This window comes from Micromonospora zhanjiangensis, assembly GCF_042650605.1.
In the GTDB taxonomy this organism is placed as follows: domain Bacteria; phylum Actinomycetota; class Actinomycetes; order Mycobacteriales; family Micromonosporaceae; genus Micromonospora_J; species Micromonospora_J zhanjiangensis.
In genome coordinates this window covers 55,130-80,647 of record NZ_JBHSBN010000006.1, presented here as the reverse complement: position 1 = coordinate 80,647, position 25,518 = coordinate 55,130, and the positions used below count along the sequence as shown (strand labels likewise).

The 25,518-nt window shown below is 71.6% G+C and carries 23 protein-coding genes; 11 read left to right on the top strand and 12 right to left on the bottom strand.

The window, feature by feature from the left end:
- The first annotated feature begins 284 nt into the window (after positions 1-284).
- A complete protein-coding gene (locus ACFOX0_RS11115) occupies positions 285-1,391 on the top strand; it encodes a sensor histidine kinase (protein WP_377544443.1) in 1,107 nt (368 codons plus the stop codon).
- Positions 1,388-2,053: a response regulator gene (locus tag ACFOX0_RS11110; protein ID WP_377544441.1), complete on the top strand. Its 666-nt coding sequence runs from the start codon at positions 1,388-1,390 to the stop codon at positions 2,051-2,053. Before ACFOX0_RS11115 ends, ACFOX0_RS11110 begins: the two co-directional genes overlap by 4 nt.
- Before the next feature lie 16 nt (positions 2,054-2,069).
- Here ACFOX0_RS11110 and ACFOX0_RS11105 read toward each other — a convergent pair whose 3' ends face one another.
- Together ACFOX0_RS11105 and ACFOX0_RS11100 are read right to left on the bottom strand one after the other, a co-directional pair.
- Positions 2,070-2,636, bottom strand: a complete 567-nt coding sequence (locus ACFOX0_RS11105; protein ID WP_377544439.1) for a TetR/AcrR family transcriptional regulator — start codon at positions 2,634-2,636, stop codon at positions 2,070-2,072.
- Entirely contained in the window at positions 2,629-3,435 is an 807-nt protein-coding gene (locus ACFOX0_RS11100; protein WP_377544437.1) for an alpha/beta fold hydrolase, read from the bottom strand. Before ACFOX0_RS11100 ends, ACFOX0_RS11105 begins: the two co-directional genes overlap by 8 nt.
- A gap of 108 nt (positions 3,436-3,543) precedes the next feature.
- On the opposite strand from ACFOX0_RS11100, the gene ACFOX0_RS11095 reads away from it, so the two are divergent.
- The gene (locus ACFOX0_RS11095; protein ID WP_377544434.1) at positions 3,544-3,741 is read left to right on the top strand and encodes a hypothetical protein; all 198 of its coding nucleotides are present in this window, start codon (positions 3,544-3,546) and stop codon (positions 3,739-3,741) included.
- Between the two features lie 116 nt (positions 3,742-3,857).
- Complete coding sequence (locus ACFOX0_RS11090; RefSeq protein WP_449288854.1) at positions 3,858-4,409, top strand: YbaK/EbsC family protein; 552 nt, start codon at positions 3,858-3,860, stop codon at positions 4,407-4,409.
- A 55-nt stretch (positions 4,410-4,464) separates the two neighbouring features.
- Here the strand turns inward: ACFOX0_RS11090 and ACFOX0_RS11085 are convergent, their stop codons facing one another.
- The 3 genes from ACFOX0_RS11085 to ACFOX0_RS11075 all read right to left on the bottom strand — a co-directional run bounded on the left by ACFOX0_RS11085 (position 4,465) and on the right by ACFOX0_RS11075 (position 6,047).
- Positions 4,465-5,103 carry a DsbA family oxidoreductase gene (locus ACFOX0_RS11085; RefSeq protein WP_377544430.1) on the bottom strand — a complete coding sequence of 213 codons (639 nt, stop codon included), beginning with the start codon at positions 5,101-5,103 and terminating at the stop codon, positions 4,465-4,467.
- An 81-nt stretch (positions 5,104-5,184) separates the two neighbouring features.
- Positions 5,185-5,613: a SufE family protein gene (locus ACFOX0_RS11080; RefSeq protein WP_377544878.1), complete on the bottom strand. Its 429-nt coding sequence runs from the start codon at positions 5,611-5,613 to the stop codon at positions 5,185-5,187.
- A gap of 8 nt (positions 5,614-5,621) precedes the next feature.
- Positions 5,622-6,047 (bottom strand): CBS domain-containing protein, encoded by a 426-nt coding sequence (locus ACFOX0_RS11075; RefSeq protein WP_377544428.1) that lies wholly within the window; start codon positions 6,045-6,047, stop codon positions 5,622-5,624.
- 180 nt (positions 6,048-6,227) lie between these two features.
- Here ACFOX0_RS11075 and ACFOX0_RS11070 point away from each other — a divergent pair, with 180 nt between their 5' ends.
- Positions 6,228-6,839 carry a dTDP-4-dehydrorhamnose 3,5-epimerase family protein gene (locus ACFOX0_RS11070; protein ID WP_377544426.1) on the top strand — a complete coding sequence of 204 codons (612 nt, stop codon included), beginning with the start codon at positions 6,228-6,230 and terminating at the stop codon, positions 6,837-6,839.
- Positions 6,840-6,929: 90 nt separating this feature from the next.
- Here the strand turns inward: ACFOX0_RS11070 and ACFOX0_RS11065 are convergent, their stop codons facing one another.
- Positions 6,930-8,669, bottom strand: a complete 1,740-nt coding sequence (locus ACFOX0_RS11065) for a proline--tRNA ligase (protein ID WP_377544424.1) — start codon at positions 8,667-8,669, stop codon at positions 6,930-6,932.
- Positions 8,670-9,109: 440 nt separating this feature from the next.
- Here ACFOX0_RS11065 and ACFOX0_RS11060 point away from each other — a divergent pair, with 440 nt between their 5' ends.
- Positions 9,110-9,553 (top strand): hypothetical protein, encoded by a 444-nt coding sequence (locus ACFOX0_RS11060; protein ID WP_377544422.1) that lies wholly within the window; start codon positions 9,110-9,112, stop codon positions 9,551-9,553.
- On the opposite strand, the gene ACFOX0_RS11055 is transcribed toward ACFOX0_RS11060, so the two are convergent.
- From ACFOX0_RS11055 to ACFOX0_RS11045, 3 genes are all read right to left on the bottom strand, one after another.
- A complete protein-coding gene (locus tag ACFOX0_RS11055) occupies positions 9,506-13,540 on the bottom strand; it encodes a HEAT repeat domain-containing protein (protein ID WP_377544420.1) in 4,035 nt (1,344 codons plus the stop codon). The two genes, ACFOX0_RS11060 and ACFOX0_RS11055, sit on opposite strands and share 48 nt — an antisense overlap.
- 651 nt (positions 13,541-14,191) lie before the next feature.
- On the bottom strand, positions 14,192-14,359 hold the full coding sequence (locus ACFOX0_RS11050; RefSeq protein ID WP_377544417.1) for a hypothetical protein: 168 nt from the start codon (positions 14,357-14,359) through the stop codon (positions 14,192-14,194).
- A 212-nt stretch (positions 14,360-14,571) separates the two neighbouring features.
- Entirely contained in the window at positions 14,572-15,762 is a 1,191-nt protein-coding gene (locus ACFOX0_RS11045) for a helix-turn-helix domain-containing protein (RefSeq protein WP_377544414.1), read from the bottom strand.
- A 301-nt stretch (positions 15,763-16,063) separates the two neighbouring features.
- Between ACFOX0_RS11045 and ACFOX0_RS11040 the strand changes: the two genes are divergently transcribed.
- Positions 16,064-16,831 (top strand): SGNH/GDSL hydrolase family protein, encoded by a 768-nt coding sequence (locus ACFOX0_RS11040; RefSeq protein WP_377544411.1) that lies wholly within the window; start codon positions 16,064-16,066, stop codon positions 16,829-16,831.
- Positions 16,832-16,946: 115 nt separating this feature from the next.
- Positions 16,947-17,852, top strand: a complete 906-nt coding sequence (locus ACFOX0_RS11035) for a sulfurtransferase (protein WP_377544409.1) — start codon at positions 16,947-16,949, stop codon at positions 17,850-17,852.
- A 68-nt stretch (positions 17,853-17,920) separates the two neighbouring features.
- Here ACFOX0_RS11035 and ACFOX0_RS11030 read toward each other — a convergent pair whose 3' ends face one another.
- Complete coding sequence (locus tag ACFOX0_RS11030; RefSeq protein WP_377544406.1) at positions 17,921-19,318, bottom strand: MFS transporter; 1,398 nt, start codon at positions 19,316-19,318, stop codon at positions 17,921-17,923.
- A 287-nt stretch (positions 19,319-19,605) separates the two neighbouring features.
- Here ACFOX0_RS11030 and ACFOX0_RS11025 point away from each other — a divergent pair, with 287 nt between their 5' ends.
- The gene (locus ACFOX0_RS11025; RefSeq protein WP_377544402.1) at positions 19,606-21,237 is read left to right on the top strand and encodes a hypothetical protein; all 1,632 of its coding nucleotides are present in this window, start codon (positions 19,606-19,608) and stop codon (positions 21,235-21,237) included.
- Here ACFOX0_RS11025 and ACFOX0_RS11020 read toward each other — a convergent pair.
- A complete protein-coding gene (locus ACFOX0_RS11020; RefSeq protein WP_377544399.1) occupies positions 21,225-21,677 on the bottom strand; it encodes a DUF7144 family membrane protein in 453 nt (150 codons plus the stop codon). The genes ACFOX0_RS11025 and ACFOX0_RS11020 overlap by 13 nt on opposite strands.
- A 383-nt stretch (positions 21,678-22,060) precedes the next feature.
- Between ACFOX0_RS11020 and ACFOX0_RS11015 the strand changes: the two genes are divergently transcribed.
- On the top strand, positions 22,061-22,675 hold the full coding sequence (locus ACFOX0_RS11015; protein WP_377544396.1) for a TetR/AcrR family transcriptional regulator: 615 nt from the start codon (positions 22,061-22,063) through the stop codon (positions 22,673-22,675).
- 63 nt (positions 22,676-22,738) lie between these two features.
- Complete coding sequence (locus ACFOX0_RS11010) at positions 22,739-24,106, top strand: acetyl-CoA carboxylase biotin carboxylase subunit (protein WP_377544393.1); 1,368 nt, start codon at positions 22,739-22,741, stop codon at positions 24,104-24,106.
- A gap of 96 nt (positions 24,107-24,202) precedes the next feature.
- On the opposite strand, the gene ACFOX0_RS11005 is transcribed toward ACFOX0_RS11010, so the two are convergent.
- Positions 24,203-25,138 (bottom strand): hypothetical protein, encoded by a 936-nt coding sequence (locus ACFOX0_RS11005; RefSeq protein ID WP_377544391.1) that lies wholly within the window; start codon positions 25,136-25,138, stop codon positions 24,203-24,205.
- Positions 25,139-25,518 lie beyond the last annotated feature (380 nt).

Here is a 25,518-nt window from a genome sequence, read left to right as displayed (position 1 = left end):
AGTTTCGCCAGCCGGACAGGCATGGGACCGCGACGGGGTGGAATACGCCGGGCAGGTTGGTGATCACCGCCGGTCACATCCTGGCCGACCAGCACACGTCCGGCCTGGCCAGAGGCGTCGGCGAGGCCCTCGAACAGGCCTGAGCGCCGGCGGCGCGGGTCGGGTCGACCCCGGTCCGCCCGACCCGGAGCGAAGGCCGCGGGTAGGTCCGTCGGCCGAGGTGGGCGGCGCACCTCCGTCCCGCGGCCGATGGCGGCCGGTCCGGGGCGCAATACGATCCGGACATGCACCAGGTGCCCGGACGACCGGCCGTACGGATCGACGCGTCGACCGCCGCGCTGGTCTTCGTCGTACTCCTGGTTCTCACCTGGTTCGTGCCCGGCGGGCCCCGATCGGCGCCGGCCCTCGGCGTCGCGGTGGGGCTGGCCGCCGCGCAGGCCGGTTCGCTGCTGTGGATCCGCCGGCGCCCGGAGTGGGCGGTGCTGGTCGCCGCGCTGGCCGGGGTGGGTCTGGAGTTGCTCAGCCCGCACCTCGGCTGGCTCGGGTTGGTGAACGTGCCGCTGACCTACCTGGCCCGGCTCCGGCCACCCCGGGTCTCGCTGTGGGCGTTGGGCCTGCTGCTGGTGCCGACGCCGTGGAAGGGCCTCACCGCGGGCTGGCGGGACATGCTGATCGCGATGGCCGGACTCGGCCTCGCCTGGGCCTGGGGCGAGCTGCTACGCGGCCGGGCGGTCCGCCGGCGGGACGAGCGGCTGCGGATCGTGGCCGACGAGCGGGCTCGGATCGCCCGGGAACTGCACGACGTGGTGGCGCACAACGTCTCGATGATCGCCCTGCAGGCGGGAGCGGCCGAGGACGTCTTCGACATCCGGCCGGACCGGGCCCGGGAGTCGCTGGTGGCCATCCAGGCGGCCGCCCGGGAGGCGCTGGGTGAGCTGCGCGTGCTGTTGACCGACATGCGACCGGACGGCGCGGTCGACCCGGCCGGCCCGCAGCCGGGGCTGGGGCAGCTGGACGCGCTTGTCGACACGCTGCGCGCCGCGGGCCTGCGGGTCGCGGTACGCCGGGAGGGCACCGCGTCGGCACTGCCCGGTGGCGTCGACCTGTCCGCGTACCGGATCGTGCAGGAGTCGCTCACCAACACCCTGCGGCACGCCCGGGCGAGCCGGGCGGAGGTGACCGTCCGGTACGCACCGACGGCGGTCAACGTGGAGATCACCGATGACGGCGCCGGTGGCGGGTCGCCGGTCATCGACGGGACCACCGGCGGCCACGGCATCGTCGGCATGCGGGAGCGCGCCCGCCTGCTCGGCGGCACGCTGGACGCCGGACCGCTGCCCGACGGCGGCTTCCGGGTCCGGGCCCACCTGCCGGTGGAGGTGTCCTGTTGACCGTCCGGGTGCTGCTCGCCGACGACCAGGAACTGGTCCGGGCCGGGCTGACGATGATCGTCGAGGCGCGCGACGACCTCGCGGTGGTCGGTCAGGCGGCGGACGGTCTGGCGGCGGTGGAGTTGGCCGGCCGGGTCCGCCCCGACGTGATCCTGATGGACGTACGGATGCCGCGGTTGGACGGGATCGAGGCGACCCGCAGGCTGGTCGCCGCCGGCAATCCGGCCCGGGTCATCATCCTGACCACCTTCGACCTGGACGAGCCGGTCTTCGCCGCGTTGCGGGCCGGTGCCAGCGGGTTCCTGCTGAAGGACACCCGGCCGGCCGACCTGGCCGAGGCGATCCGGGTGGTGGCCCGCGGCGAGGCGTTGCTGGCCCCGACGGTGACCCGCCGGCTGCTGGACCGGTTCGCCGGACAGTTGCCCGGACCGAGCGTGCCACCGACCGGTCTGGACAGCCTGACCAGCCGGGAGGTCGAGGTGCTGGTCCTGGTGGCGAGGGCGATGTCGAACGCCGAGATCGCCGACCGGTTGTACCTGAGCCGGGCGACGGTGAAGACCCATCTGTCCGCCATCCTGACCAAGCTCGGGCTGCGCGACCGGGTGCAGGCCGCGGTGCTGGCGTACGAGGTGGGCCTGGTCCGGCCGGGCTCGCCCGGCTGACGGCCGGGCGGCGGGTTCAGCCCGGCCAGGACCGGAACGCGCCGTCGAGGGCGTCCACCATCAGCTCGTACGACCGGTCGGTGTCCCGGGGCAGGCCGAACCCGCCGGCCGCCTCCAGCGCGACGAACCCGTGCAGCGCGCTGCGCAGCATCCGGGTGGCGTCGACCAGTTGGTCGTCGGTCAGCCCGTAGCCGGCCAGCACGGCGTAGATCATCCGGACCGTCCGTTCGCCGGCGGCCACGTGCGCCGGGTCGCTCGGGTCCGGGGCTCGCAGGGTGGCGGCGTAGCTGCCCGGGTGCCGGCGGGCGTACTCCCGGAGCGCCGCGGCCATGGCGTGCAGGGCCGCCCGACCGGATCGGCCCACGGTCGCGTCGGTCAGGGCCGTCGTCAGCTCGCCGAGAGCCCGGACGGCGAGCTGCTGCTGCAACGCGTCCAGCCCGCGGACGTGTTTGTAGAGGCTGGGCAGGGCCACGCCGAGCTGCTGGGCGACGGCGGCCAGGGTGAGCCGGTCGAGGCCGACCCGGTCGGCGACCCGGGCCGCCTCGGCGACCACGATGGTCGGGGTGAGGCCGGCCCTAGGCACGGGTGAAGATCCTACCCGCGAATTGGACCAGGGCCGGGTTGACCAGGTCCGGACGCTGGCTCATCGGGTAGTGGCCGGCTTCGGGCACCGGCAGCAGCTCACCGCGTAGCCGGTCGGCGATCCACCGTCCCTCGGCGGTCGGGTCCGGGAAGTCCGGGTCCTGCTCGCCCATCAGCACCAGGGCCGGTGCGCGCACCGCGGCGAGCCGTCCTTCGGCCGGGGCGTGGCTGGTCCGGGTGGTGCGGACGAACGAGCGCCAGTGGTCGGCCCGGCGCAGGCTCTGCCGGATCCGGCCGGTGTCCGCGGCGAAGTCGGCCGGTTTCCGACCGGCGTTGAGGGTGCCGTAGAACCAGACCCAGGCGGCCGGGCCCCAGGGGCGGGTCAGCAGCAGCCGCTGGGCCAGCGCCATCGCCGGGTTGCTCTTCGGGTCGCGGACGAACGGCCCGAGCAGGGCCAGCCCGGCGATCCGGTCCGGCCGGTCGGCGGCGGCGATGACGGCGCCGGCGGACCCCATCGAGTGACCGAGCACCAGCGCCGGCCCGCCGAGGTGGTCGATCAGTGCCAGGATGTCGGTGGCCAGCGCCGGATCGTCGTACGCGTCGAAGTCGGCGTCGCTGTCGCCGTGTCCGCGCAGGTCCATGGTCGCCACCCGGTGACCCGCCTCGACCAGGGCCGGCACGGTGAACCGGAAGGCCGACCGGAGCACCCCCATCCCCGGAACGCAGAGCACCAGCGGGCCGTCGCCCTGGACGTCGTACGCGATGCGGCCGGTTCCCCGGTCGAAGTAGCTAGCTGTCATAGCCAAAAAGCTAATGCCATTAGCTACTGCTGTCAAGTCGCCGGCACGTACGGGGGACAACCGGCAGACGAGTGATGTTCGCGTCACCGCCGGTCCTACCGTGACCGAATGCTGCTGCAACTCGTCTTCACCCTGGTGCTGTACTGCCTCGGGTTCGTCTTCCTCTACGGCGTGCTGCGGCTCGCCGTCCGGCACGGCATCCAGGACGTCGAACAGGCCCGACGGGACGTCGTCCTGCCCGACCGGCCGATGATCCCGGCGGAACCGCCGTACGGCCGGGACGACACCTCGCTCGCCGGCTCCTGAGCCGCCGGCCCGTGAGCCGCCGGTCCATCGGGCGACGGGCGGGCGGGGTCCTGATCCTCGGGACCGGCCCGGCCGGTTGGGCGGGTGGGCCGGCCGGGTGGGACGATCGCGGGATGTTGGGCACCCTGAAGCCGGAGCCGGCCCGGAGCCGGCCCGATCTGCTCGCCCCACCGGTGGTCGACGCACTGGCCGGTTGGCCGGTGGACGCGCCGGTGCCGGCCGACGACGTGCTGGTGGCGGCGATCGATGCCGAGTTGGCCGACACCGCCGAGTTCTGCGCGGCGTACCAGGTGGGACTGGACGTGTCGGCCAACTGCGTGGTGATCGCCGGCAAGCGGGAGGGCGTCGTCCGGTACGCCGCCTGCGTGGTGCTGGCCACCACCCGGGCCGACGTCAACGGCGTGGTCCGCCGGCACCTCGACGTGCGCAAGGCGAGCTTCGCGCCGATGACCGAGGCGGTCGAGTCGACCGGGATGGAGTACGGCGGGATCACCCCGATCGGGCTGCCGTCCGACTGGCCGCTCCTGGTCGACCCGCGGGTGATCGCCACGCCGCACGTCATCATCGGTTCCGGCGTGCGGCACAGCAAGATCCTGCTCCCCGGTCCCGCCCTCGGCGCGTTGCCGAACGCCCAGGTGGTCGAGGGGTTGGCCCGGCCGGTCGGCTGACCGACACCGACTGAATCGACCTTCATAAATCTTGTTGCACGTGAAACAACGCCGGTCAGCCGGCGGACCCCGATTCCCGGCGGCCCACCTCGGTCAGCGCGGCGAGCAGCGTCTCCGGCTCCTGGGCGCCGGTCACCGCGTACTTCCCCGCGAGCACGAAGGTCGGCACGCTGGTCACACCGAGTTCGCGGGCCCGGGACAGCGCGGCGCGTACCTCGGTGCCGCCGTCGTCGGAGTCCAGGAACCGGCGTACCTCGGCGGGGTCCAGACCGGCGGCGCCGGCCAGCGTGGCGAGCACGTCCCGTGACCCGACGTCCAGCCCGTCGGTGAAGTGCGCCCGGTGCAGCGCCTCGACCACCGCGGCCGCCCGGTCGCGCCGGTCGGCGTACCAGGTCAGCCGGTGCGCGTCGAACGTGTTGGCGGTGACCGCCCGGTCGAAGCGCAGGTCCAGGCCGACCTCGGCGGCGACCCCCGCGGTGTGGGCGAAGATCTCCCGGGTGCGCTCCGCGCCGCCGAACTTCGCCGCCATGGCCTCGGTCAGCGGCCTCGGTTCGTCGACCGGGGCCGGGTCCAGCTGGAACGGCCGGTAGCGGACGGTGACCGTGCCGTCGTAGGACGCCAGGGCTCGTTCCAGCCGACGCTTGCCGATGTAACACCAGGGACAGACCACGTCCGAGTAGATCTCAATCTCCACGTCCGGGGTCAACGCCGCCGGGCCGCCGGTCTGTTCCCGCCCGCCGGTGTCGGCCGGGGCCCGGCCGCCCGTCCGGCCCGGTCAGCCGAGCTGCTCGCGGACCTGTCGCTTCAGCCGGCCGAGGATGGCGGTGCCGCCGCGCACCCGCAGCGGGCTGATCGCCTGGGCCAGGCCCATCCGCTGATAGAGATCGTCCGGTACGGCGAGCACCTCCTCGGCGTCCGCGCCGGCCAGTCCCTCGGCCAGGATGCCGGCGAAGGCCCGGGTGGTGGGCGCCTCGGGCGGGCAGTCGAACCAGGTGCTGACCGTCCGGTCCGGGTTCACCTCCGCGCGCAGGAAGAACGCCGTCTGGCACTCCGGGACCTGTTCCATGCCCGCCCGGTCGACAAGCGACTCGGGCAGCGGCGGCACCGCGTCGGAGTACTCCAGCAGCATCTCCAGCACCACGTCACGCGGGGCGGAGGCGAACTCTTCCACGATCTCGGCGAGCTTGGGCGGCATGCGGACCAGGCTACTCGTCAATTGTTCGGCGCATGTTCGCTGATCTCGCCGAGGGCCGAGGTGGGGTCCAACCGCATCGCCAGGTCACCGAGCGAGACGATGCCGACCAACTTGCGGTCGGAGTCACACACCAACACCCGGCGTACGCCCCGGTCGCGCATCAGGGTCGCAGCGTCGGTCGTGGACGAACTCTGCTCGATCATCACCACCTCGCGGGTGATGATCGAGCCGATCGTGGTGCTGCCCGCATCCTTGCGCTCGGCGACCGCGCGGACCACGATGTCCCGGTCGGTCACCATGCCGATGATGCCGGCACCCTCGGTCACCACGATGTCCCCGATGTCGGCGTCCCGCATGGCCTTGGCCGCCTCGTCCAGCGGGGTCTGGGCGGGCAGATAGATCACCTGTCTGGTCATGACGTCGCTGACCCGGTAGCCAGCCATGAGAGCCTCCCCGAAAACGTGCGGCGAACGTGAACCGCTGACGTTCAATTCGTACCCCGTGTACTACCCCCTACACCTTGTCGGGTTTCGGCCATTGACCAGTGCGGACGGGTATAGGGGTTAGACGGCCGACCGACCGGTAGGGTTATCGCCGGTACGGCACTGACGAAGGGTGATCAGGTGAAGGCCACCGAGCTGTCGATTTCCGGCGCCTGGGAGTTCGTCCCACAGCAGTTCCCGGACAACCGGGGCAACTTCATGGTCTGGTACGACCCGCGCGCCTTCGCGGACGCCCTCGGCTTCGAGTTCAAGCTCGTCCAGGCCAACCACAGCGTCTCCCGGCGCGGGGTGCTGCGCGGCATCCACTGGGCCGACGTGCCGCCCGGCCAGGGCAAGTACGTGTACTGCCCGCGCGGGGCGATGCTGGACATCGTCGTCGACCTGCGGGTCGGCTCGCCGACCTTCGGCAGGTACGAGGTGGCCCGCCTGGACGCGGTCGACTACCGGGCGCTCTACCTCTCCGAGGGACTCGGCCACGGCTTCGTCGCCCTGGAGGACGACACCGTGCTGACCTACCTGTGCAGCGAGGGGTACGCCCCGCACCGCGAGCGGATCCTCAACATCCGCGACGAGGAGGTGGGCATCGAACTGCCCGTCGGCCTCGAACCCGTGCTGTCCGACCGGGACGCGGCCGGTCCGAGCCTGGCCGAGCTGCGCGAGGCCGGCCTGCTGCCGGACTATGCCGAGTGCCAGCGCTACTACCGCTCCCTGCGTTCCGGCGGCACCGCCTGACCGACCACACCACCCGCCGCACCGGGTGGCCGCGCGGAACCGCCCACGCCACCAAGCCACGGCGGTGACCGGGGGCGGTTCCGGGTCGGCTCAGGTGAGCAGCCGGTCGACCAGCTCGTCGACCGGGATCTCGGTGCGTTCGCCGCTGCGACGGTCGCGCAGTTCGACGTACCCGTCGGTGAGTCGGCGGCCGACCACGACCGCGCGCGGGATGCCGATCAGCTCGGCGTCGGTGAACTTGACCCCGGCGGACACGGTGGTCCGGTCGTCGACCAGGACCCGCAGGCCCCGGTCGGCGAGCCGACCGCCGAGCGCCAGCGCCGCGTCGACCTGCGGCCCCTTGCCGGCGACGACCAGGTGTACGTCGCACGGCGCGACCGTGGCCGGCCAGACCAGGCCGCGTCCGTCGTGGTGCTGCTCGGCGACGGCCGCCACCACGCGGGAGACCCCGATGCCGTAGCAGCCCATGATCGGCCGCACCGGCCGGCCGTCCGGGCCGGAGACGTCGACCGCGAACGCGTCGGTGAACCGGCGGCCGAGCTGGAAGATGTGCCCCACCTCGATGCCGCGCCGGATGGTGAGCGCGCCGGACCGGCAGGCCGGGCAGGGATCACCCGCGCGCACCTCGGCCGCCTCGATCGTGCCGTCCGGGTGGAAGTCCCGGCCGGCGACCACGTCGACCGCGTGCCGGCCGGGTTCGTTGGCCCCGGTCAGCCAGGCGGTGCCGGCCACCACCCGGGGATCGACCAGGTAGCGGATGCCCAGCTTGCCCAGCACCTGCGGGCCGATGTAGCCGCGGACCAGGTCCGGCTGGTCGGCGAACCCGTCGAACAACTCCACGGTCGCGGGATGCAGGGCCGCCTCGACCCGCTTGAGGTCCACCTGCCGGTCACCGGGAATCCCGATCACCACCAGGTCCGGTTCGTCCGCGCCCGGCCGGCGGACCGACAGCACGACGTTCTTGAGCGTGTCGGCGGCCGTCCAGCCGGTCCGGTCACCGAGCTGGCGCGCGTTGGCCAGCTCGACCAGCGCCTCGATGGTCGGGGTGTCCGGGGTGTCGTACACCCGCGGGGCCGGGTGGCCGGCCACCTCGCCGGCCGGTGGGGCGGGGGTGGTCACCGCCTCGGTGTTCGCCGCGTAGTGACAGACCGTGCAACCGACGAAGGTGTCCTCGCCGACCGGGGTGGCGGCCAGGAACTCCTCGGACCCGGAGCCGCCCATCGCGCCGGACATCGCCGAGACGACCTCGTAGTCCAGCCCGAGCCGGTCGAAGATCCGCCGGTACGCGCCGCGGAACCGGTCGTACGTCGCCCGCAGGCCGGCCTGGTCGAGGTCGAACGAGTAGGCGTCCTTCATCAGGAACTCGCGCCCGCGCAGCAGGCCGGCCCGGGGCCGCGCCTCGTCCCGGAACTTGCTCTGCACCTGGAACAGCACCACCGGAAAGTCCCGGTACGAGCTGAACGTGTCCCGGACCAGCAGCGTCGCCATCTCCTCGTGGGTGGGTGCCAGCAGGAACTCGGCGCCGCGCCGGTCGGCCAGGGTGAAGATGTCGTCGCCGTACTCGGTCCACCGTCCGCTGGTCTGGTACGGCTCGCGCGGCAGCAACGCCGGGAACTGGATCTCCTGCCCACCGATCGCGGTGATCTCCGCCCGGATCAGCTCGGTGACCCGGTCCAGCACCAGCTTGCCCAGCGGCAGCCAGGTGTACCCGCCCGGCGCGGCGCGGCGGACGTATCCGGCGCGGAGCAGCAGCCGATGGCTCGGCACCTCCGCGTCCGCCGGATCCTCGCGCAGGGTACGCAGGAACAGGGTGGACATTCGCAGCAGCATCCCGGCAGCGTGTCACGTCCCCGTCGGTCCGGTCCAAAGATTTCGGCGCGCGCCGTCGCGTTGTCCGGTCCGGCGGAAGTTCGCGGACGCGTGAACCGCAGATGATCGGCGGCGCCCCGGCTGATTCCGAAACGGCGCGTCGCTATTCGATCCGGGTTCGGTGGTCCCTCGCGAGACCGTGCTGCGGGGTGGGTGCGGCTGGCGTGGGCACAGGATCCACAGGTCGGTCGCCGTCGCCCGGTAGAGGCGGTACGGGGAGGGCGCGGTCACTCGTCCTGGGTCAGCGCGGTGCCGCCCGGTCGGCGGAGCCCGGGTACGCCCGCAGTCCGCGATCCAGGTGCTCGCCGTGCAACTCGTACGCCACGCCGACCGCGTACAAGGCCCGGCCGTCCACCGTGCCGAGGGTCAAGAATGCGTTCGCTGAGGCATAGGAGGCACCCATGCCCTTGACGCTGAGTCATGCCTTGGGCGAATCTGGTGACCCGCCGCTGCGGCAGCTATCCGCCCAAGTCGCCGACCTCCTCTTCGAGCTGAACGCGCCGCCTCGACTGGCCGCGCACCTGCGTACCGTGTACGTCGCCGCCGCCCAGCTCACCGCCTGGATCGCCGGTCGCAACCCGAGCCTGGCCGTCGACCGCAGGGCGGTTCTCTTCGGCGCGGCCACCCACGACATCGGCAGGACCGTCCAGGTCGAGGAAATGTCCGGCCCAGGCTCCCAACACGAGCGAGCCAGCCAGCAACTCCGGCTCGCCGCCGGCATCAATCCCTCCCTGGCCCGCTTCGCCGCGACGCACGCCAGTTGGCGGACGGGCGCCGTCGAATTGAACCCGGAGCGATCACGCATGCAGATTCGGTGGAGAAAGGGTTTCCACATGAGTGCGTAGAGCCGTGTAGGCGTAGTCCCATCCTGTCCGATATCTTACCTCATCTTCTATCTCGAAGGCCGGGTCTGTACACGCGGCGACGAGCCGTGTACCAATCTGTGCCGAATATTCGGGATGTTCGCGAGAGAGTGCGATTAGCGTCTGACCGGCTTCGCTACGTACATCGTTGTCTGGATCCGTCAAGAGCGAGATAAGAACCTCCTGCAGAGCCGGTAATGGCTCAGCCCGGCTGAGCGCTTTTACGGAATACTCTCGGGTGCTCCAACTATCTGCGTTGGTGGCGATGTGGACCAGCGCGTCGATGACGGCGGTGTTGAGTGTGCCACCGGAGGCCAACACCGACACCGCCCGCGTTTGAACGAACAGGTCTGTGTCGGTGCTGGTGGCGATGTGGACCAGCGCGTCGATGACGGCGGTGTTGAGTGCGGCACCGGAGCTCAACGCCGACGCCGCCTCCGTCCGGACTCCCGGGTCGGTGTCGGTGCTGGTGGCGATGTGGACCAGCGCGTCGATGACGGCGGTGTTGAGTGTGCCACCGGAGGCCAACACCGACACCGCCCGCGTTTGGACGAACAGGTCGGTGTCGGTGCTGGTGGCGATGTGGACCAGCGCGTCGATGACGGCGGTGTTGAGTGTGCCGCCGGAGCTCAACGCCGACGCCGCCTCCGTCCGCACTCCCGGGTCGGTGTCGGTGCTGGTGGCGATGTGGACCAGCGCGTCGACGGCGGCAGGATTGAGTGCGCCACCAGAGGCCAACGCCGACGCTGCCCGCGTCCGCACTCCCGGGTCGGTGTCGGTGCTGGTGGCGATGTGGACCAGCGCGTCGACGGCGGCGGTGTTGAGTGTGCCGCCGGAGCTCAACGCCGACGCCGCCTCCGTTCGCACCCCCGGGTCGGTGTCGGTGCTGGTGGCGATGTGGACCAGCGCGTCGATGACGGGGGTGTTGAGTGCGCCACCAGAGGCCAACGCCGACGCTGCCCGCGTCCGCACTCCCGGGTCGGTGTCGGTGCTGGTGGCGATGTGGACCAGCGCGTCGACGGCGGCGGTGTTGAGTGTGCCACCGGAGGCCAACGCCGACACCGCCTCCACCCGCACGAACAGCCCGGCGTCGGTGCTGGTGGCGATGTGGACCAGCGCGTCGATGACGGCGGTGTTGAGTGTGCCACCGGAGGCCAACACCGACAACGCGTCCACCCGCACGAACAGCTCGGTGTCGGCACTGGTGGCGATGTGGACCAGCGCGTCGATGACGGGGGTGTTGAGTGTGCCACTGGAGGCCAACGCCGACGCCGCGTCCGTCCGGACTCCCGGGTCGGTGTCGGTGCTGGTGGCGATGTGGACCAGCGCGTCGATGACGGGGGTGTTGAGTGCGGCACCGGAGCTCAACGCCGACGCCGCGTCCGTCCGGACTCCCGGGTCGGTGTCGGTGCTGGTGGCGATGTGGACCAGCGCGTCGACGGCGGCAGGATTGAGTACGCCACCAGAGGCCAACACCGCCCCTGCCTCCACCCGCACCTCCGGGTCGGTGTCGGTGCTGGTGGCAACAGCAACCAACGCTTTTACAGCACCTTCGGGCAGCTGGCTGTTCTTCGCCGTGATGGCGGCCAACTGGATCCAGTGTTGCCTTGTGGCGTTGGTGAGGGCGATCGCCTGATTGCCCACGGCGGCGGCCAGCCGGTCACCGGCCCGAGTGCCGTGCAGCGCGGCGAGGTGGCGGGTCAACGCCTCGCGGTAGTTGGTGAAGCGGCAGCGGCTGGTCGGCGTCAGCCATTCCTCGACCGCCTGGTTGACCACCATGTCGATGGTGGTGGCGGCCAAAGGCGTGTCATCGGCCAGGACGCGTAGCATGAACAGGAAGTCCCGGCCCAACAGGTCCTCGTAGGGACTGGGGCTGCCGCATGCGGGATAGATAGCTTCGGCGACCACACTGTCGATCTGTTCGGCATAATCGGTGCCGATCAGGCCCACTGCGAGCAGAATCGGCTCGTGATAGCGGGGATCATGCAGTCGTTGCCGGATTGCGGTGACCCGTTGCTCGGTCGAGCCGCGAAACGCCAAGGCTCGGCCAGCGTAGTACTCCTCGAAGGTCAGGTGCGCGAACCCGTACCGTCCTGGGGCCCGTTCCACCAGGAGCCCGGTATGGGTGTCGGCCTTCTTCACGAAGTCGATCACGGCTTGACCGGCGGCGGTGTCCATCGGGTCCGCTGCCTGCAGGATGCGGCTGTCCCAATGGCAACCCTGATGCAGAGCCCATAGGGGGCCGAGCACCTCCAGCAGTTCCAGGTTGGTCACCGCTCCTTCCGGGCGGTGGTGATGCATCCACCAGCCGAGCTCGGTCAACCAACGGGTCAGAATCCGTTCATCCGGAAGGTCCGCTTCGGCGACACCCTGCGCACTCCGCCAGGTACGCCCCAACGCGTTGCACACCTCGATGTAGGCCTCGACCCGACGATGCGGCAACCGGCCGCTAGCCCGATGAATCAGCACCAATGCCGTGAGTAGCAACGGGTTTACCGCCAGTCGACGTACCCCGGCATTCGCCTCGAACGCCTGGCCAATAGCGGCGGCCTCACGCATCCCTCCGGCCACGACTGCAGCGGCGCTCTGCAAGGGGGCTTCGGCGCGTTCGACCTCCCGACAGTACACCTCCAGAAACCGCGTAATCGTGTCGTCGTCCATGTCCTGCAGCCGCACCGCCGCGAACGGCTGCGGCAACGGCGCGGCCTGGTAACCGGCGATCCGGCTGGTCACCACGAACCGGTTGCCTGCCCGCGTGTGTGCCGTCACGAAGTTGACGACAGCACCAACCACATCGCGGCGCAACTGCGCGGATGCCACCTCATCCAAGCCGTCCAACAAGATCAGACATCGGCCCGCTTCCAACTGCTGGCGCAGCAAATCGGGCAGCCGGGCAACCGGGCACTCCAGCCTGCCAGCATCGCTAGCCAGGAACTCCCCCAGTCCCTTGTGTGGAAAGCCGTGGCGGGCGTACTCACTGATACGCACGTAGACCGGAAACAGTGCCGCACGTCCCTCCAACGGCACGCCGTCCAGCATTGCCCGGGCGTGTGTGAAGGCCAGGTACCGCAGCAGGGTCGTCTTACCCGTCCCCGGGTCGCCCAGCACGAGCACGTGCGCGCTGTCGCGGACCGTTTTCAGCACCGGTGCGGCCAGCGTGGGCTGAGCAGCCGCGTCCACCGGCAGCTTCTGGCCAAGTTGGGCCAGCAGCCGATCCAACGCGGCCTCGAACCCCGTCCGGTCCAACTGACCCGCCTCCACCAGCGCGGTCAGCTTTTCTCTCTCCCGCTCGAACCACACCCGGGCCCGGTCGCCCGGAAACCGGTCCGGAAGCGCCGACAAGCCGATGAACACTTCAGTCAGCGGCAACCGCACCGCGGTATTGCGAACGACACCGGCGGTGCGCAAATATCGATGCTGGTCTAGCGTCCAGTGCAGATAACCACTGACATCGTCACCGTCAGCCTGGCCGGCACCGAGAACCTGTGCCATCGCCTCGGTGGCCGCTGCGGTCCGGGCGGCATCGGAACGGCCCAGAACCGCCTGCAGTGCGGCCTCCCCGCGTACCTGGTCAGCGAGGCTCGCTAACAACGTGGTGAAGACCGGCCGCAGCAGAGTCACCCGATCAAATCGGTCATCCTCCGACAGCGACCCGCCCAACGAGTCCACCACCCGCTCAGCCAACCGGACCGCCGACGGCCGACCCCCCGGAACGAGGACCAACGCCAACTCCGCCGCACCCTCATGCACCCAGAACCCGTCGTTGACGTCAAACGCAGCCAGCCGATCGCCGAACTCGTCCTGTACCTGGGAAAACGCCCGCTGCAACGCCCGCTGCAACGCCTTCTGCTCCGGGTCGCCGAGGATCCTGACCTTCGCGCCCTTGACCAACGAGCCGCCCAGTTCGGCACCTACCCGTGAGCCAATCGCCTTCGCCAGAGCAGCGGTCGCCATCGAAACGAGTTCCACGACCGGACACTATAGAACCGATACAAATCGATCATGAATGACGAATCGCCGTGTCTGGCCCGATCCCACCCGGCCGTTGATCGCAATGGCCCTCTGAAAGGAGCCCGCCGGGCGCGGTTGGGTCTACCGCGCATTCATGACAGTGCCAGCGAAGACCGCCGCCGCGAAGACGACAAGCACTGTCCAGTAGAGGATCCGGCCGCGTCGCAACTCCTCGGGGTTCACGATGGCAGCCGGACGATTGGACTGATCGGGCGAGACTGAGGCACCGCCCGCACTGTCCGCTGGTCGCCGTACAGCTTCACCAGATCGGAGGTGCCGGCGCCGTCCCAGCACCAGCAGCGGCACTGGAGCACCCTACCGAGCCGGACCACCGCGCCCCTACACCGCTGGTGCCGGTTGTGGATTGCCATCTCCCATGCTCCCATGCAGGTGAGGCACAACGGGCCCCGGTCGAGTGGCTGGTTCACCGTGCACCACTCCTACCGAGGGAACGCCACGCCTGTTCGGCCCACTCCAACCGGGGACAGCCGTCAGGCTTGCAACGCTCACAGCGGCGCTGGCGGACCATGCCCGGCTCGCAGTCGTGGGCGGCGAACGTGAGCCGGACGGACCGGATCACCTCGGTCGGGTTGCCGCCGTCCAGGCCGGTCACGGGTTGCCCCCGATCCGACAGGTCGGCTGCGGCGCCCGGTGCTCGGTGTCCTTCGCGGCCTGCTCGATTAGCCGTTGCCGTGCCTTGGCGGCATCCTCCGCGTCGTCGAGTCGGGCCGCGGCGAGGATCTCCGTCGGCTGCGGCGCTCTGCGGAACAGGCTCATCTCGTGCCCCTCCAATGACCGAGGGGCGCGGCGGAGCTGGAAAGGCCACTCCGGATCGAGACGGAGGGAGCACACCGCCGCGCCCCGACGGCCGGGCACGGAGCGTCACGCCGTACAACGCGACGCCGCCCCCGGTCTGGGAACGACCAGCCGAAATGCTGGCCGATGCGTAGACCGTAGGCGCGGTGCCGTGAGTGGTGGTTTACAGTCAGTTAACTCGGGTCGGGGCTGAGTGGATCAACGCCGCAGCGGATGGCCAGATCCTGCAACTCGGCCGATCCGCGCCGACGGGCATCCCGAACCATCTGGCCCACAAGCTCACGCACCGACGGTCTGGTTCGCAACTCCATGGGGGAGACCTCGTCGGCCGCCAGGAACTGCCTCACTGCGGCGGCTAGGTCGCCGGCGGCATAGTGACCGCGACCCGTATCGATGTGCAAACGGACCAACCGGTTTGCCGTCTTCAGCGTGGACCGGTCGATACGGCGGGCATATTCGGGAGCCTTCTCAGGCTCCCCGTTCTCGACACTCGCCCCAACGCGCCACACCCCACAGTTCGCCGGGGTGAACTCCATCCGCCAGGGGTCGCTCTGAACCCTGGCCGCAGCCGCGTCGGCTTCGCCCAGATGCATCGTCACGTCGGCGTCGCGAGCCAGTGACGCGGCAGCCAAGGCCGCCTGCAGGTGCAGTAGCCCGTACCAGGTGAGCGCGTTGTCGTCGCCGTCGTCGCCGAGTCGTTGGGCCGCCTCGCTCGCCACGGTGAGGGACCGGCGCCGGGCACCGGCGGTGGCAGCTGACAGCGCCGTCTGGGACAACATAAACTGGGCGGCGGCCTGCTCGACCGGCTGGCCGAGCAGGCTGGCCGCGCGCTCCGCCCGCTCGGCGAGCCTGGCAGCCAGGTCCAGGTGGCCGAATGGCTTGATTGCTAGGGCGGCGCAGATCGCGCTGCGTACGAACAGCGGCAGACCTTGCTCGTTGCCGGCATTGGCCAACTGCCGGGTGCCGGTGAGCACCCCCGGTAGCAGTTTGGCCAGGGTCGGGTAGTCGCACGCCATCCGGGCGCGCATCGCCTCGTCAACCCGCCGGGCGACTTCACCGGGGTCGGCAGGATCATCCGGGTCATCGTCCAGCGCGCCCCGGATACCGGGCACCGCTGAGTAGATCGCCATATCGTCGCCATTGCGGGGCTGCTCGGGTTGGCCGGTGAGGTCGCCGACTCCGACGCCGAGTGCCGTGGCGAATGCGCCAAGAAGTGAGCGTTTTTCGACAGGTCGTCGGCCGTTCTCAATCTGGCTGATGTACGCCTTGGTAACGCCGACGGCGTCGGCGAGCTGCTGCTGAGTCATGCCGGCGATGTCACGCCAGCGAGCGATCCTCAGCCCGATGTAGTCCGTACGTGCCATGGGTGCACACTCCTGCACGAGGGTCGGCCGGTCTCCGCACGGACGGGCCTCTATTGCACGTTACGACTCGGATACCGTCCGTGCTAGCCCGACGGGCGCGCGCACCTGAGGGTGCATCGTGCCGGGCCGTACCTCCCGCCCCGAATCCGCGTGCCGGGATGGTTCAGGTGATCAAAGATCATCCTGTACGACTGCAGCGTGCGGCCCCGGTCACGTTCCGGCGGTCGGCGGATGCCGACCGGATGGTTGCCGTGCCAAACTTCCGTGCGGTTCTACCGGGCACGACGACGGGAGACGCGGGGTGCGCTGGCGCAGCTTCGTGGCGGTGGGCGACAGCTTCACCGAGGGAATGAACGACACGTACGAGAACGGGACGTACCGGGGCTGGGCCGACCTGGTCGCCACCCGGCTGGCCGCCGAGGCCGGACCCGATTTCGGGTACGCCAACCTGGCCATCCGGGGGCGGTTGTTCCCCAACGTGGTCGCCGAGCAGGTGCCGGTCGCGCTGGAGATGCGGCCCGACCTGATCAGCTTCGCCGCCGGCGGCAACGACGTGCTGCGCCGGAGCTTCGACCCGGACACCCTGGTCGCCCGGTTCGACGAGGTGGTCCGCCGGCTGCGGGCCGACGGTGCCGACGTACTGATCTTCCGGTTCGCCGACGTGATGGCCCGGCTGCCCGGTCAGCGCCTGGTCGCACCGCGCGTGGCGGTCCTCAACCGGGCGGTGGGCGAGACCGCCGAGCGGCACGGCGCGATGATGGTCGACCTCTTCGCCGACGGCGAGTTCCTGAACCCGGTGCTCTGGAGCGACGACCGGCTGCACCTGTCGTCCGCCGGCCACCGCCGGGTGGCCGCGCACGTGCTCACCACCCTCGGGGTGGAGTGCGACCCGGAGTGGCTGCTGGTCCCGCCCCGGCCGGCGCCGACCCCGTGGCTGGCGGCCCGCGGCGCCGACCTGCGGTGGGCCGGCCGGCACCTGGCGCCGTGGGTCAAGCGCCGGCTGACCGGCCGCTCGTCCGGCGACACGGTCACCGCCAAGCGCCCGCTGCTCGGCCCGCTCACCGACTGAGCCGCGCGGGCGGTCCGCGCGGCCGGTTCCGGGGCGGGCGCGGCGGCGTTCCACCCGCTGGACCGAGCGCACCGGTTCCCGGGTCGCGCCGGACGCGGCGGCGTAGGTTGGGAATATGCCAGTGCCTAACGATTCCAGCCCTGCCCTGCAGTCGTACGCCGATCCGGGTCGCCTGGTCACCACCGAGTGGTTGGCCGAACACCTGGGGACGGACGGCCTCGTCGTCGTCGAGTCCGATGAGGACGTACTGCTCTACGAGTCCGGCCACATCCCCGGCGCGGTAAAGGTCGACTGGCACCTGGAACTCAACGACCAGGTGACCCGGGACTACCTCGACGCCGAGGGCTTCGCCGAGCTGTGTGCCCGCAAGGGCATCGGCCGGGACGACACGGTGGTCTTCTACGGTGACAACTTCAACTGGTGGGCCGCGTACGCGTTGTGGGTGTTCTCGCTCTTCGGCCACGCCGACGTGCGGCTGCTGGACGGCGGCCGGCAGAAGTGGGTCGCCGAGGGCCGGGAGTTGACCCGGGAGAAGACCGACCGGCCCCGGGCGGACTACCCGGTGCCGCAGCGCGACGACGCCCCGCTCCGGGCCTTCCGCGACCAGGTGCTGGCGCACGTGGCGGCCGGCCGGCCGCTGGTCGACGTGCGTTCGCCGGGCGAGTACACCGGCGAGATGCTGCACATGCCCGACTACCCGCAGGAGGGCGCGCTGCGCGGCGGCCACATCCCCGGGGCGGTGAGCAAGCCGTGGAAGTCGGCGGCCAACGAGGACGGCACCTTCAAGAGCGCGGAGGAACTGCGGGCCATCTACGCCGACCAGCTGGGACTCGCGCCGGCCGACGACGTGATCGCCTACTGCCGGATCGGTGAGCGGTCCAGCCACACCTGGTTCGTGCTGCGGCACCTGCTCGGTTACCCGCAGGTGCGCAACTACGACGGCTCATGGACCGAGTGGGGCAACCTGGTCCGCTCCCCGATCGTCAAGGGGACCGAGCCCGGCGGCATCACTCCCGCCTGAGCGCACGTGGCGGGCTCCCGCGCGTCGAACGCACGCGGCGGGAGCCCGTTCCGCGCCCGGTCGCCGGTTCACCGGGCGGGGCGCAGCGCCACCCAGGCCGCGAGCGTGGTGACGCCGAGGACCGCGGTCGCGCCCCAGAACACGACCGGCAATCCGTACGCCGAGGCGGCGAAACCGGCGGCGGCGGCGCCCGCCGGGGCGGCCAGCAGCCCGGCCAGTCGCTGGGCGCTGCTCACCCGACCGAGCATCGCGGCCGGAACCCGGTGCTGGCCGTAGGCGGCACACAGCGAGTTCCAGATCGCCGTACCGGCGGCGAAGACGCCCAGCGCGAGGGCGCCCGGCGCCGGGTGGCGGGACGCGGCGAGCGCGCCCAGCGCCACCGTCTGCACCGCCAGGACCAGCCGCATCCCGGGCAGCGTGCCGAGTCGCGCGGCGAGCCGGCCGGCGGCCAGCCCGCCGGCCAGCCCGCCGAGCACCGCCGCCGACATGAACAGACCGTAGCCGGCCTCGGTGACCCCGAGAACGGTGAGGGCGTAGAGCACCAGGGTCGTGATCATTCCGCTGATGGCGATGTTGCTGCTCGCGGCGAGCGCGGTCAGCCGCAGCAACACCGGGTCCCGGCCGATCCAGCGCAGCCCGTCACCGGCCTCCCGCCACACCGACCGCCGACCCGCCCGGTCCGACCCGCCCGCCCGGGGTGCAACGGGCTCGGCGGACCGTGTCGTTCCGGGGGAGACCGCCGGTGCGGTGGGGCCCGTCGACGCGGCGGCGGACGCGCGGTCGGCATTGCCGCCGACGTGGCCGGCGGGGGCCGGCGGTCGCAGGGTCAGCGCCAGCAGCGCCGCCGCGCCGTACGAGACCGCGTCGACCGCGAACGGCAGCGCCGCCGCCAGCGCGAACAGCACCCCGGCCAGCGGCGCGCCGACGAACCCGCCGGCCACCGCGGCACCGGCCTGCAGCCGGCCGTTGGCCACCGGCAGCCGGTCGGCCGGTACGACGGCGGGCAGGACGGCGAACGCCGAGGCGTCGAACAGGGTGCCCAGGGCGGCGAGCGCGAAGGCGCAACCGACCAGCGCCGGCAGGCCGGCCTGCCCGGTGGCCACCAGTACCGCGAAGACGGCCACCAGCACCGCCCGTACGCCGTCCACCGCCGCCATCGTCCGGCGCCGGTCCCACCGGTCGGCGTACACGCCGCCGATCAGGCCGAACACCAACGGCGGCAGCTGACCGGCGATCACCACCGCCGCCAGCAGCCGGGGATCGCCGGTCACCGCCGCGGCGAGCAGGGCCAACGCCGGGGTACGCACCGAGTCGCCCAGCCGGGAGATCACCGCCGCCGACCAGAGCCGCCAGTACGCCGACCCGAGCCCGCCGCTCGACCCGACCCGATCACCCGCCCGCCCCACACCGCGCGTACCGCCGCCACCGGCCGCACCGCCCCCATCGGTCACCGTCCCAGCCGTCATCCGCCCGCACCCTCCCCAGCACCGCACCGGGACCGCCCCTGCGCTCCCGCACCCTCCGCCCTCAACCCACTAAAAGGTCAACCCCGCTCCCGGTCCCCTTGGAGGTTGATCATGAAGCTATTGGCGCGACACGCCGAGGTGGGTGGCAACAACTTCATGATCAACACCCGAGGTGGTCGGGGCGGTGGGGTGGTCGGGGTGGTCCGGAATTGGGGATTTGGGTTCTGGGGGGCGCGGGAGGGGGGAGAGTCGGTGCGGGGGCCTGCCGCGAGCCGGGAGGAGGGGGCGTGCGATCGGTCAATGGCCGGTTCGTCGGGCTGCTCGTCCTCACCGCGGTCATCCCGACGCTGGAGACGGCGCTGCTCAACGCCCTCGATTTCATTGGCGCGGTAGGGTTCGCCCAGCAGAGCACCGCCGTCTGGCCGTACGACTCCTACCACGACATGCGCTGGCTGCTCGTCTACCACAACTCCTGGCTGGTGTTCGGGCTCGGGTTCGCCGGCGCGGTCCTGGTCCGGGGGCTGATCTCGGCGGTGCTGGTCCGGCTCGCCTGGCCGGGTGAGGTGGACTGTCTCCCGTTTCCGCAGCTGGTGCTGCGGAACCTGATGGTCGCCCTGCTCACCGCGGTGATCGTCTCGCCGTTCGCCGCCCTCGCGGTGGCCGCCGCGGTGGTCTCGCTGTCCTGGTTCCTGTTCGCCTCGCTGCTGCCGCTGCTGCTGCTCTCCCCGTTCCTGCAGCGGGCCTCCGTGGGTCGCGGCTGGTGGCGGGGCCTGCCGACGGCGGAACTGGTCGGCTGGTCGGTGCTCGACTTCGTCATCCTCACCGCCGCCGGCGCGGTCATCTGGCGGGTGCCCGGCTACCTGAGCGTGGTGGTCGCCGCGGCCTGCGGTGCGGTCAACGGGGTGCTGTGGAACCGGACGGTACGGGCCGCGGTGCTGCCCTCGCACGTGCACTGGTGGCGGGTGCCGGTCGCCCCGCTGGCCATCCTGATGGCCATCGTCGTCCCGCTGGTGGCGCAGGGACTGACCAACCAGCCGGTGACCGGCAGGAACAACTTCCGGCCGCCGGTGCTCAGCCGGCCGCTGCCCCCGTCGATCCCGTACGCGGTGATCGTTCTGGGCGGCCACGACTCGGCGTACGACGGGCGGGCCGCCGCTGATCCGGCCGTGCAGGAGTTCTCGTACAACGGACTGACCGCCCGGGGCGAGCCGTTGCCGTACTCCACCCAGACCACCCACCGGTCGTTGGAGTCCAGCGCAGACCTGCTCGGCGACCAGGTCAACCGGCTGCATCGGCGGACCGGCCGGCCGATCGCCCTGCTCGGGGAGAGCGAGGGGGCGATGGTGGCCCGCACCTACCTGGACCGGGTGCGGGACTCACCGGTCAAGGCGCTGCTGATGTTCAGCCCGCTGATGCGGACCGGGCGGGCCTACTATCCGCCGCCGGAAGCGGCCAAGGGCTGGGGGATCGCGACGGGCTGGCAACTGCGCGGCATCTTCGCCCTGGTCAACCTCATCAGCGGGGCCCGGGACAGCCCGGACGAGCCATTCGTCCGGTCCCTGCTTGACAACGCACCCTTCTACCGCTACCAGGTGCTCTGCCCGATCCCCGGGGTACGCGTCATCGCCTTCCTGCCGACCGTCAGCGCGGCCGAGACCCCGCCCGGCCCGTACACGAACGTGGCGGTCTACCAGGTCCCCGCCCTGCACGGCGGGCTGCTCGGCCGGCCCACCGTCCACGACAAGTTGATCGAGTTCCTCGCCGGCGCGAACGTCAACGCCCCGCGGGGCGAGTACGGCATCCTCCAGGTGCTCGGCGCGGCCTGGCAGGCGCCGACCCTGCCGATCACGGTGAACCCGGTGTGGAAGCCGTCGACCGGACCGGCGTTCAGCTCGGGCCGGCTCTGTCAGCGTCGGTGAGCCCCGACCGGGTCGTCGCGCCGCCCGGCCCGCATGTTCCTGGCCAGCAGCGGGATGGCCACCAGGTCCAGCGCCACCACCATGACTCCCAGTAGCGGGTGGTAGGGGAACAGCAGGAGGTTGACCCCGATACTGGCCGCCGCGCCGGCCACCGCCAGCACGGCCGTCCAGTGCCGGTCGGCGGCGACGGCGGCGAGCCCGCCGAGCGCCACGACCACGCCGATGCCCAGGTGCAGCCAGCCCCAGCCGGTGATGTCCAGGTGGTGGGTGCCCGCCACGTCCACGTCGAAGTACCGGTCGACCGGGATGGTCTCGAAGCCGGCCAGGATGTCCAGCAGCCCGGCCGCCACGAGCAGCGCCCCGGCCGCCACCGCCCGCCGCCGCCGGTGATCTCTCGAGCCGGCCTGTGCGCCGGTGGTGTCCGGCTCCTCGCGGGTCATCCCGATCTCACCTCACCACGCCGGTCACCGTGAGTCGCCGTGCTGTCACAGCCTCAGGCTAGGCCGGTCGGCCGCCGCTGTCCGGTGGCTGCGCCGACGAGTGGTGCCCGGACCGGAGCCGGTCCGGCTGGCCGAGTGCCGACGCGCCCGGTGTCACCCCACCGGAGCCGGTCCGCCCGGGCCGCCGTCGACGGACGCCCCCGGACGGCCCGGATGTCCGGTATCCGGCACCAGGTTCGACCCGTTCGTCCCTGGTGTCCGGGCAACCTGACCTGCCGTACCTCTCGCGCGGCGCTCAGCACGGCGGGCCCGGCGGCGGGCCGGATCCGGGTCGGCCACCGGCGATGGAAAGCGGTGGATTGACAGGTGGTTAGGCTTGGTCCGTGACGGTGGACCAACAGGTGAATGACGCGCCCACGGTGGTGCCTCGACGCCGCTCGCGGCGCGACGAGATCTTGGAAATCGCGGTCGGCCTGTTCGCCGCCCGCGGATACCACGGGGTGTCGATGGACGACATCGGCTCGGCCGCCGGGGTCACCGGCCCGGCGCTCTATCACCACTTCGCCGGCAAGGAGGCGATGCTGGTCGCCGCCCTGGTCCCGGTCAGCGAGGGGCTGCTCGACGGGGGCCGGCGGCGGACCGCCGAGAACCCGGGCAACCCGCGCGGCACGCTGGAGTCGTTGATCGACTTCCATGTCGACTTCGCGTTGGCCAACCCGGCGGTGATCGCGCTGCACCTGCACGAACTGGACCGGTTGCCGCAGGAGCCGCGCCGACAGATCCGCCGGCTGCAACGGCTGTACGTCGAGGAGTGGGTTTCGGTGCTGACCGCGCTGCACCCGACGCTGTCGGCCGGTGAGGCCCGGGTGCTGGCGCACGCGGCGTTCGGCCTGATGAACTCCACGCCGTTCCTCGGTGGGGAGGTGGACCGGCAGCGGCGGGCCGCGTTGCTGCGGGCGGCCACCATCGCGGCCCTGTCGGGCGACCCGGATTCGTGATCCCGGCCCGGTCGTGGTGTCCTGGCAGCCGGCAATGACGCCTGGACCGGGAAAGAGGTAGCCATGATCGAGTCGCTGCTCGTCGCAAACCGGGGCGAGATCGCCCGCCGGATCATCCGTACCGCCAAGCGACTCGGCATCCGGGCGATCGCCGTGTACTCCGAGGCGGACGCCGACCTGCCCTTCGTTCGGGAGGCCGACGAGGCGGTCTGCGTCGGCCCGGCCAACCCGGCGCAGAGCTACCGCAACACCGATGCGATCCTGGCCGCGGCCAAGTCCACCGGCGCGCAGGCGATCCACCCCGGCTACGGCTTCCTGTCGGAGAACGCCGACTTCGCCCGTACCGTCGAGGTCAACGGGCTGATCTGGGTCGGTCCCGGCGCCGACGCGATCACCGCGATGGGCGACAAGATCAACGCCCGGAACCTGATGGCGGCGGCCGGCGTACCGGTGGCGCCCGGCACGACGGACCCGGCGGCGGACGCCGACGCGGCGATGGCCGCCGCGGCGGAGATCGGCTACCCGGTGATGGTCAAGGCCGCCGCGGGCGGCGGCGGCATGGGCATGGCCGTCGCCGCCGACGAGGCCGCGCTGCGGACCGAGTACGACAAGGTGCGCGCCTTCGCCGAGCGCATGTTCGGCGACGGCGCGGTGCTGGTCGAGCGCTACTTCCCCCGGGTACGCCACGTCGAGGTGCAGATCCTCGGCCTGGCCGACGGTCGGGTGGTGGCCCTGGGCGAGCGCGAGTGCTCGGTGCAGCGGCGCAACCAGAAACTGGTCGAGGAGTCCCCGTCGCCGGCCGTGTCGCCGCAACTGCGGGAACGGTTCCTGGCCGCCGCGGTCCGGGCCGGCGAGGCGGTCGGCTACCGCAACGCCGGCACGGTGGAGTGCCTGCTGGTCCCGCGCCAGCGGGACGCCGAGGGCGCAGCCGTGCAGGCCGACGAATTCTTCTTCCTGGAGATGAACACCCGGCTGCAGGTCGAGCACCCGGTCACCGAGTACGTCTACGGCGTCGACCTGGTCGAGGAGCAGTTGCGGGTGGCCGCCGGGCTGGCGCCGACCTTCGACCCGGACGCGCTGGCGCCGCGCGGGCACGCGATCGAACTGCGGATCAACGCCGAGGACTCGAAGCGCTTCCTGCCCGGCCCGGGGGTCGTCAGCACCTGGGTGGAACCGACCGGCGAGGGGGTCCGGGTCGACTCCGGCTACACCGAGGGCAACACGGTGACCCCGTTCTACGACAGCCTGATGGCCAAGCTGATCGTCTCCGGTGCCACCCGCGCCGAGGCGATCGAGCGGGCCCGGGTGGCGGTCGCCGGGTTCCAGGTGGTCGGCCCGAAGTGCAACCTCCCGTTCTTCGCCGAGTTGCTGGAGAACGCGGAGTTCGTCTCCGGCGACTACGACACCGGCATCGTCGCCCGGATGCGCTGACCGGCGCCGCCGGGCCCGATCCGGCCCGCCGAGACCGACCGCGCCGACCGGACCTTCCGCACGTCCCGGCGGTCGTCCGGCCGGGACGGACCGACGTCAGCGCAGGCCGCCGGTCGGCCGGACGTCGGGCCGCCGGCCGACCCAGGCGCGGGGCGTCGCGTGCCAGCGCGGGCTGTCCACCAGGTACGTCCGCCCGGCCGGTCCGGATCCGGACCGGCCGGGGATCGCCAGGTCGGTACGCGGCTGGTTCTGCTGGCCGGCCGGGCCGCCCTGCCAGGGCGGGAAGTGGCCGCCGCTCTGGCCGGGCGGAAGGTGGTTGCCGCTGTGGCCGGCCGGGAAACAGCCGCCGTTCTGGCCCTGCCGACCCAACCGGGGTGCCGGCTCGCGAGCCGGGGGTGGCGCCTGCGGCGGCAGTGGGCGGCCACCGGGTGCGTCCTGTCTCCGGCCGCGCAGTTCGGCCCGCAGCCGGACGATTTCCCGGTCCCTGTCGGCGACCATCCGGTCCTTGTCGGCGACTATGCGCCTGAGGTGCGCGTTCTCGCGGTTCAGCTCGGCCAACGAGCGCTCCGGTCCGACGGGGTCACCCGGCGCGCCCCGGTTGTCGCCGCCCGGTCCGGGGTGTGACCCGGTCGGCGGTTCGTCGCCCCGGGCCGCTTGGTACAACCGGCCGAGGCGGGCCAGCGTCGCCGCCCGGTCGGTCTCCGGTACGGCGTGCCGGACCACCAGCACCACGGTCTGCCAGGGCGGCCCCTTGCTCTCGGCGGTGAAATGCCGGGACAGCTTCTTGCGCCACCGGGCCCGGTCGCGGGCCGGCCGGCCGTGCCGGATCAGGTCGGCGAGCTTGCGCCAGGTGTCCACCGGTCCGATCGCGGCGCAGCCCTCGACGACGTCCCGGACCGCCAGCGCGTAAGTGGCGACCTCCGGCGATCCGTACCGGGTCGCGTACTCCGCCGCGAGCTGCTCCCGGGGCACGAGCCGATGTCGCTGCCGCTGCCCCCGGTCGACGGAGGGCACACCGGCGTCGGTCGTCATAGTGGTCCTTCCGCGCGGGTTCACTTGACTCAATCCATATTTGTACCTGCCCGAATCAATGCCCGGTGACCGGTGACTGGCCCGTCAGTCAGGATTCTGGCCGGGTAGTTGTCCGGGCCGGAGCGGCCCGAACGGTCGCCAGGGGCCGGACCGCACGCCCGTTCCCGGTTGGCCGGGTGGTCGCGCCACAACCAGGCCACAAGATCGTTATTTGCCGGCCCGCCCCTCGTTTCCTCCATACGAAGGCCGATCGAGTCCGTGCCTGCGGGAGTTCGTTCCCGGCGGGTGCGGTCGAGCGGCCGGGAAACCGACGACGGAGTGCTGCCAGCTGCAGCGCTGTCACCGAAGGAGAGAAATGGTTGGCACGGGCGGTCGACAAG

Coding starts and splice junctions, on each gene's coding strand:
- ACFOX0_RS11005 (WP_377544391.1), bottom strand. CDS start 25,138: ATGACGACCGACGCCGGTGTGCCCTCCGTCGACCGGGGGCAGCGGCAG.
- ACFOX0_RS11100 (WP_377544437.1), bottom strand. CDS start 3,435: ATGACAGCTAGCTACTTCGACCGGGGAACCGGCCGCATCGCGTACGAC.
- ACFOX0_RS11075 (WP_377544428.1), bottom strand. CDS start 6,047: ATGGCTGGCTACCGGGTCAGCGACGTCATGACCAGACAGGTGATCTAT.
- ACFOX0_RS11065 (WP_377544424.1), bottom strand. CDS start 8,669: ATGCTGCTGCGAATGTCCACCCTGTTCCTGCGTACCCTGCGCGAGGAT.
- ACFOX0_RS11050 (WP_377544417.1), bottom strand. CDS start 14,359: ATGAGCCTGTTCCGCAGAGCGCCGCAGCCGACGGAGATCCTCGCCGCG.
- ACFOX0_RS11045 (WP_377544414.1), bottom strand. CDS start 15,762: ATGGCACGTACGGACTACATCGGGCTGAGGATCGCTCGCTGGCGTGAC.
- ACFOX0_RS11010 (WP_377544393.1), top strand. CDS start 22,739: ATGATCGAGTCGCTGCTCGTCGCAAACCGGGGCGAGATCGCCCGCCGG.
- ACFOX0_RS11020 (WP_377544399.1), bottom strand. CDS start 21,677: ATGACCCGCGAGGAGCCGGACACCACCGGCGCACAGGCCGGCTCGAGA.
- ACFOX0_RS11095 (WP_377544434.1), top strand. CDS start 3,544: ATGCTGCTGCAACTCGTCTTCACCCTGGTGCTGTACTGCCTCGGGTTC.
- ACFOX0_RS11030 (WP_377544406.1), bottom strand. CDS start 19,318: ATGACGGCTGGGACGGTGACCGATGGGGGCGGTGCGGCCGGTGGCGGC.
- ACFOX0_RS11035 (WP_377544409.1), top strand. CDS start 16,947: ATGCCAGTGCCTAACGATTCCAGCCCTGCCCTGCAGTCGTACGCCGAT.
- ACFOX0_RS11115 (WP_377544443.1), top strand. CDS start 285: ATGCACCAGGTGCCCGGACGACCGGCCGTACGGATCGACGCGTCGACC.
- ACFOX0_RS11060 (WP_377544422.1), top strand. CDS start 9,110: ATGCCCTTGACGCTGAGTCATGCCTTGGGCGAATCTGGTGACCCGCCG.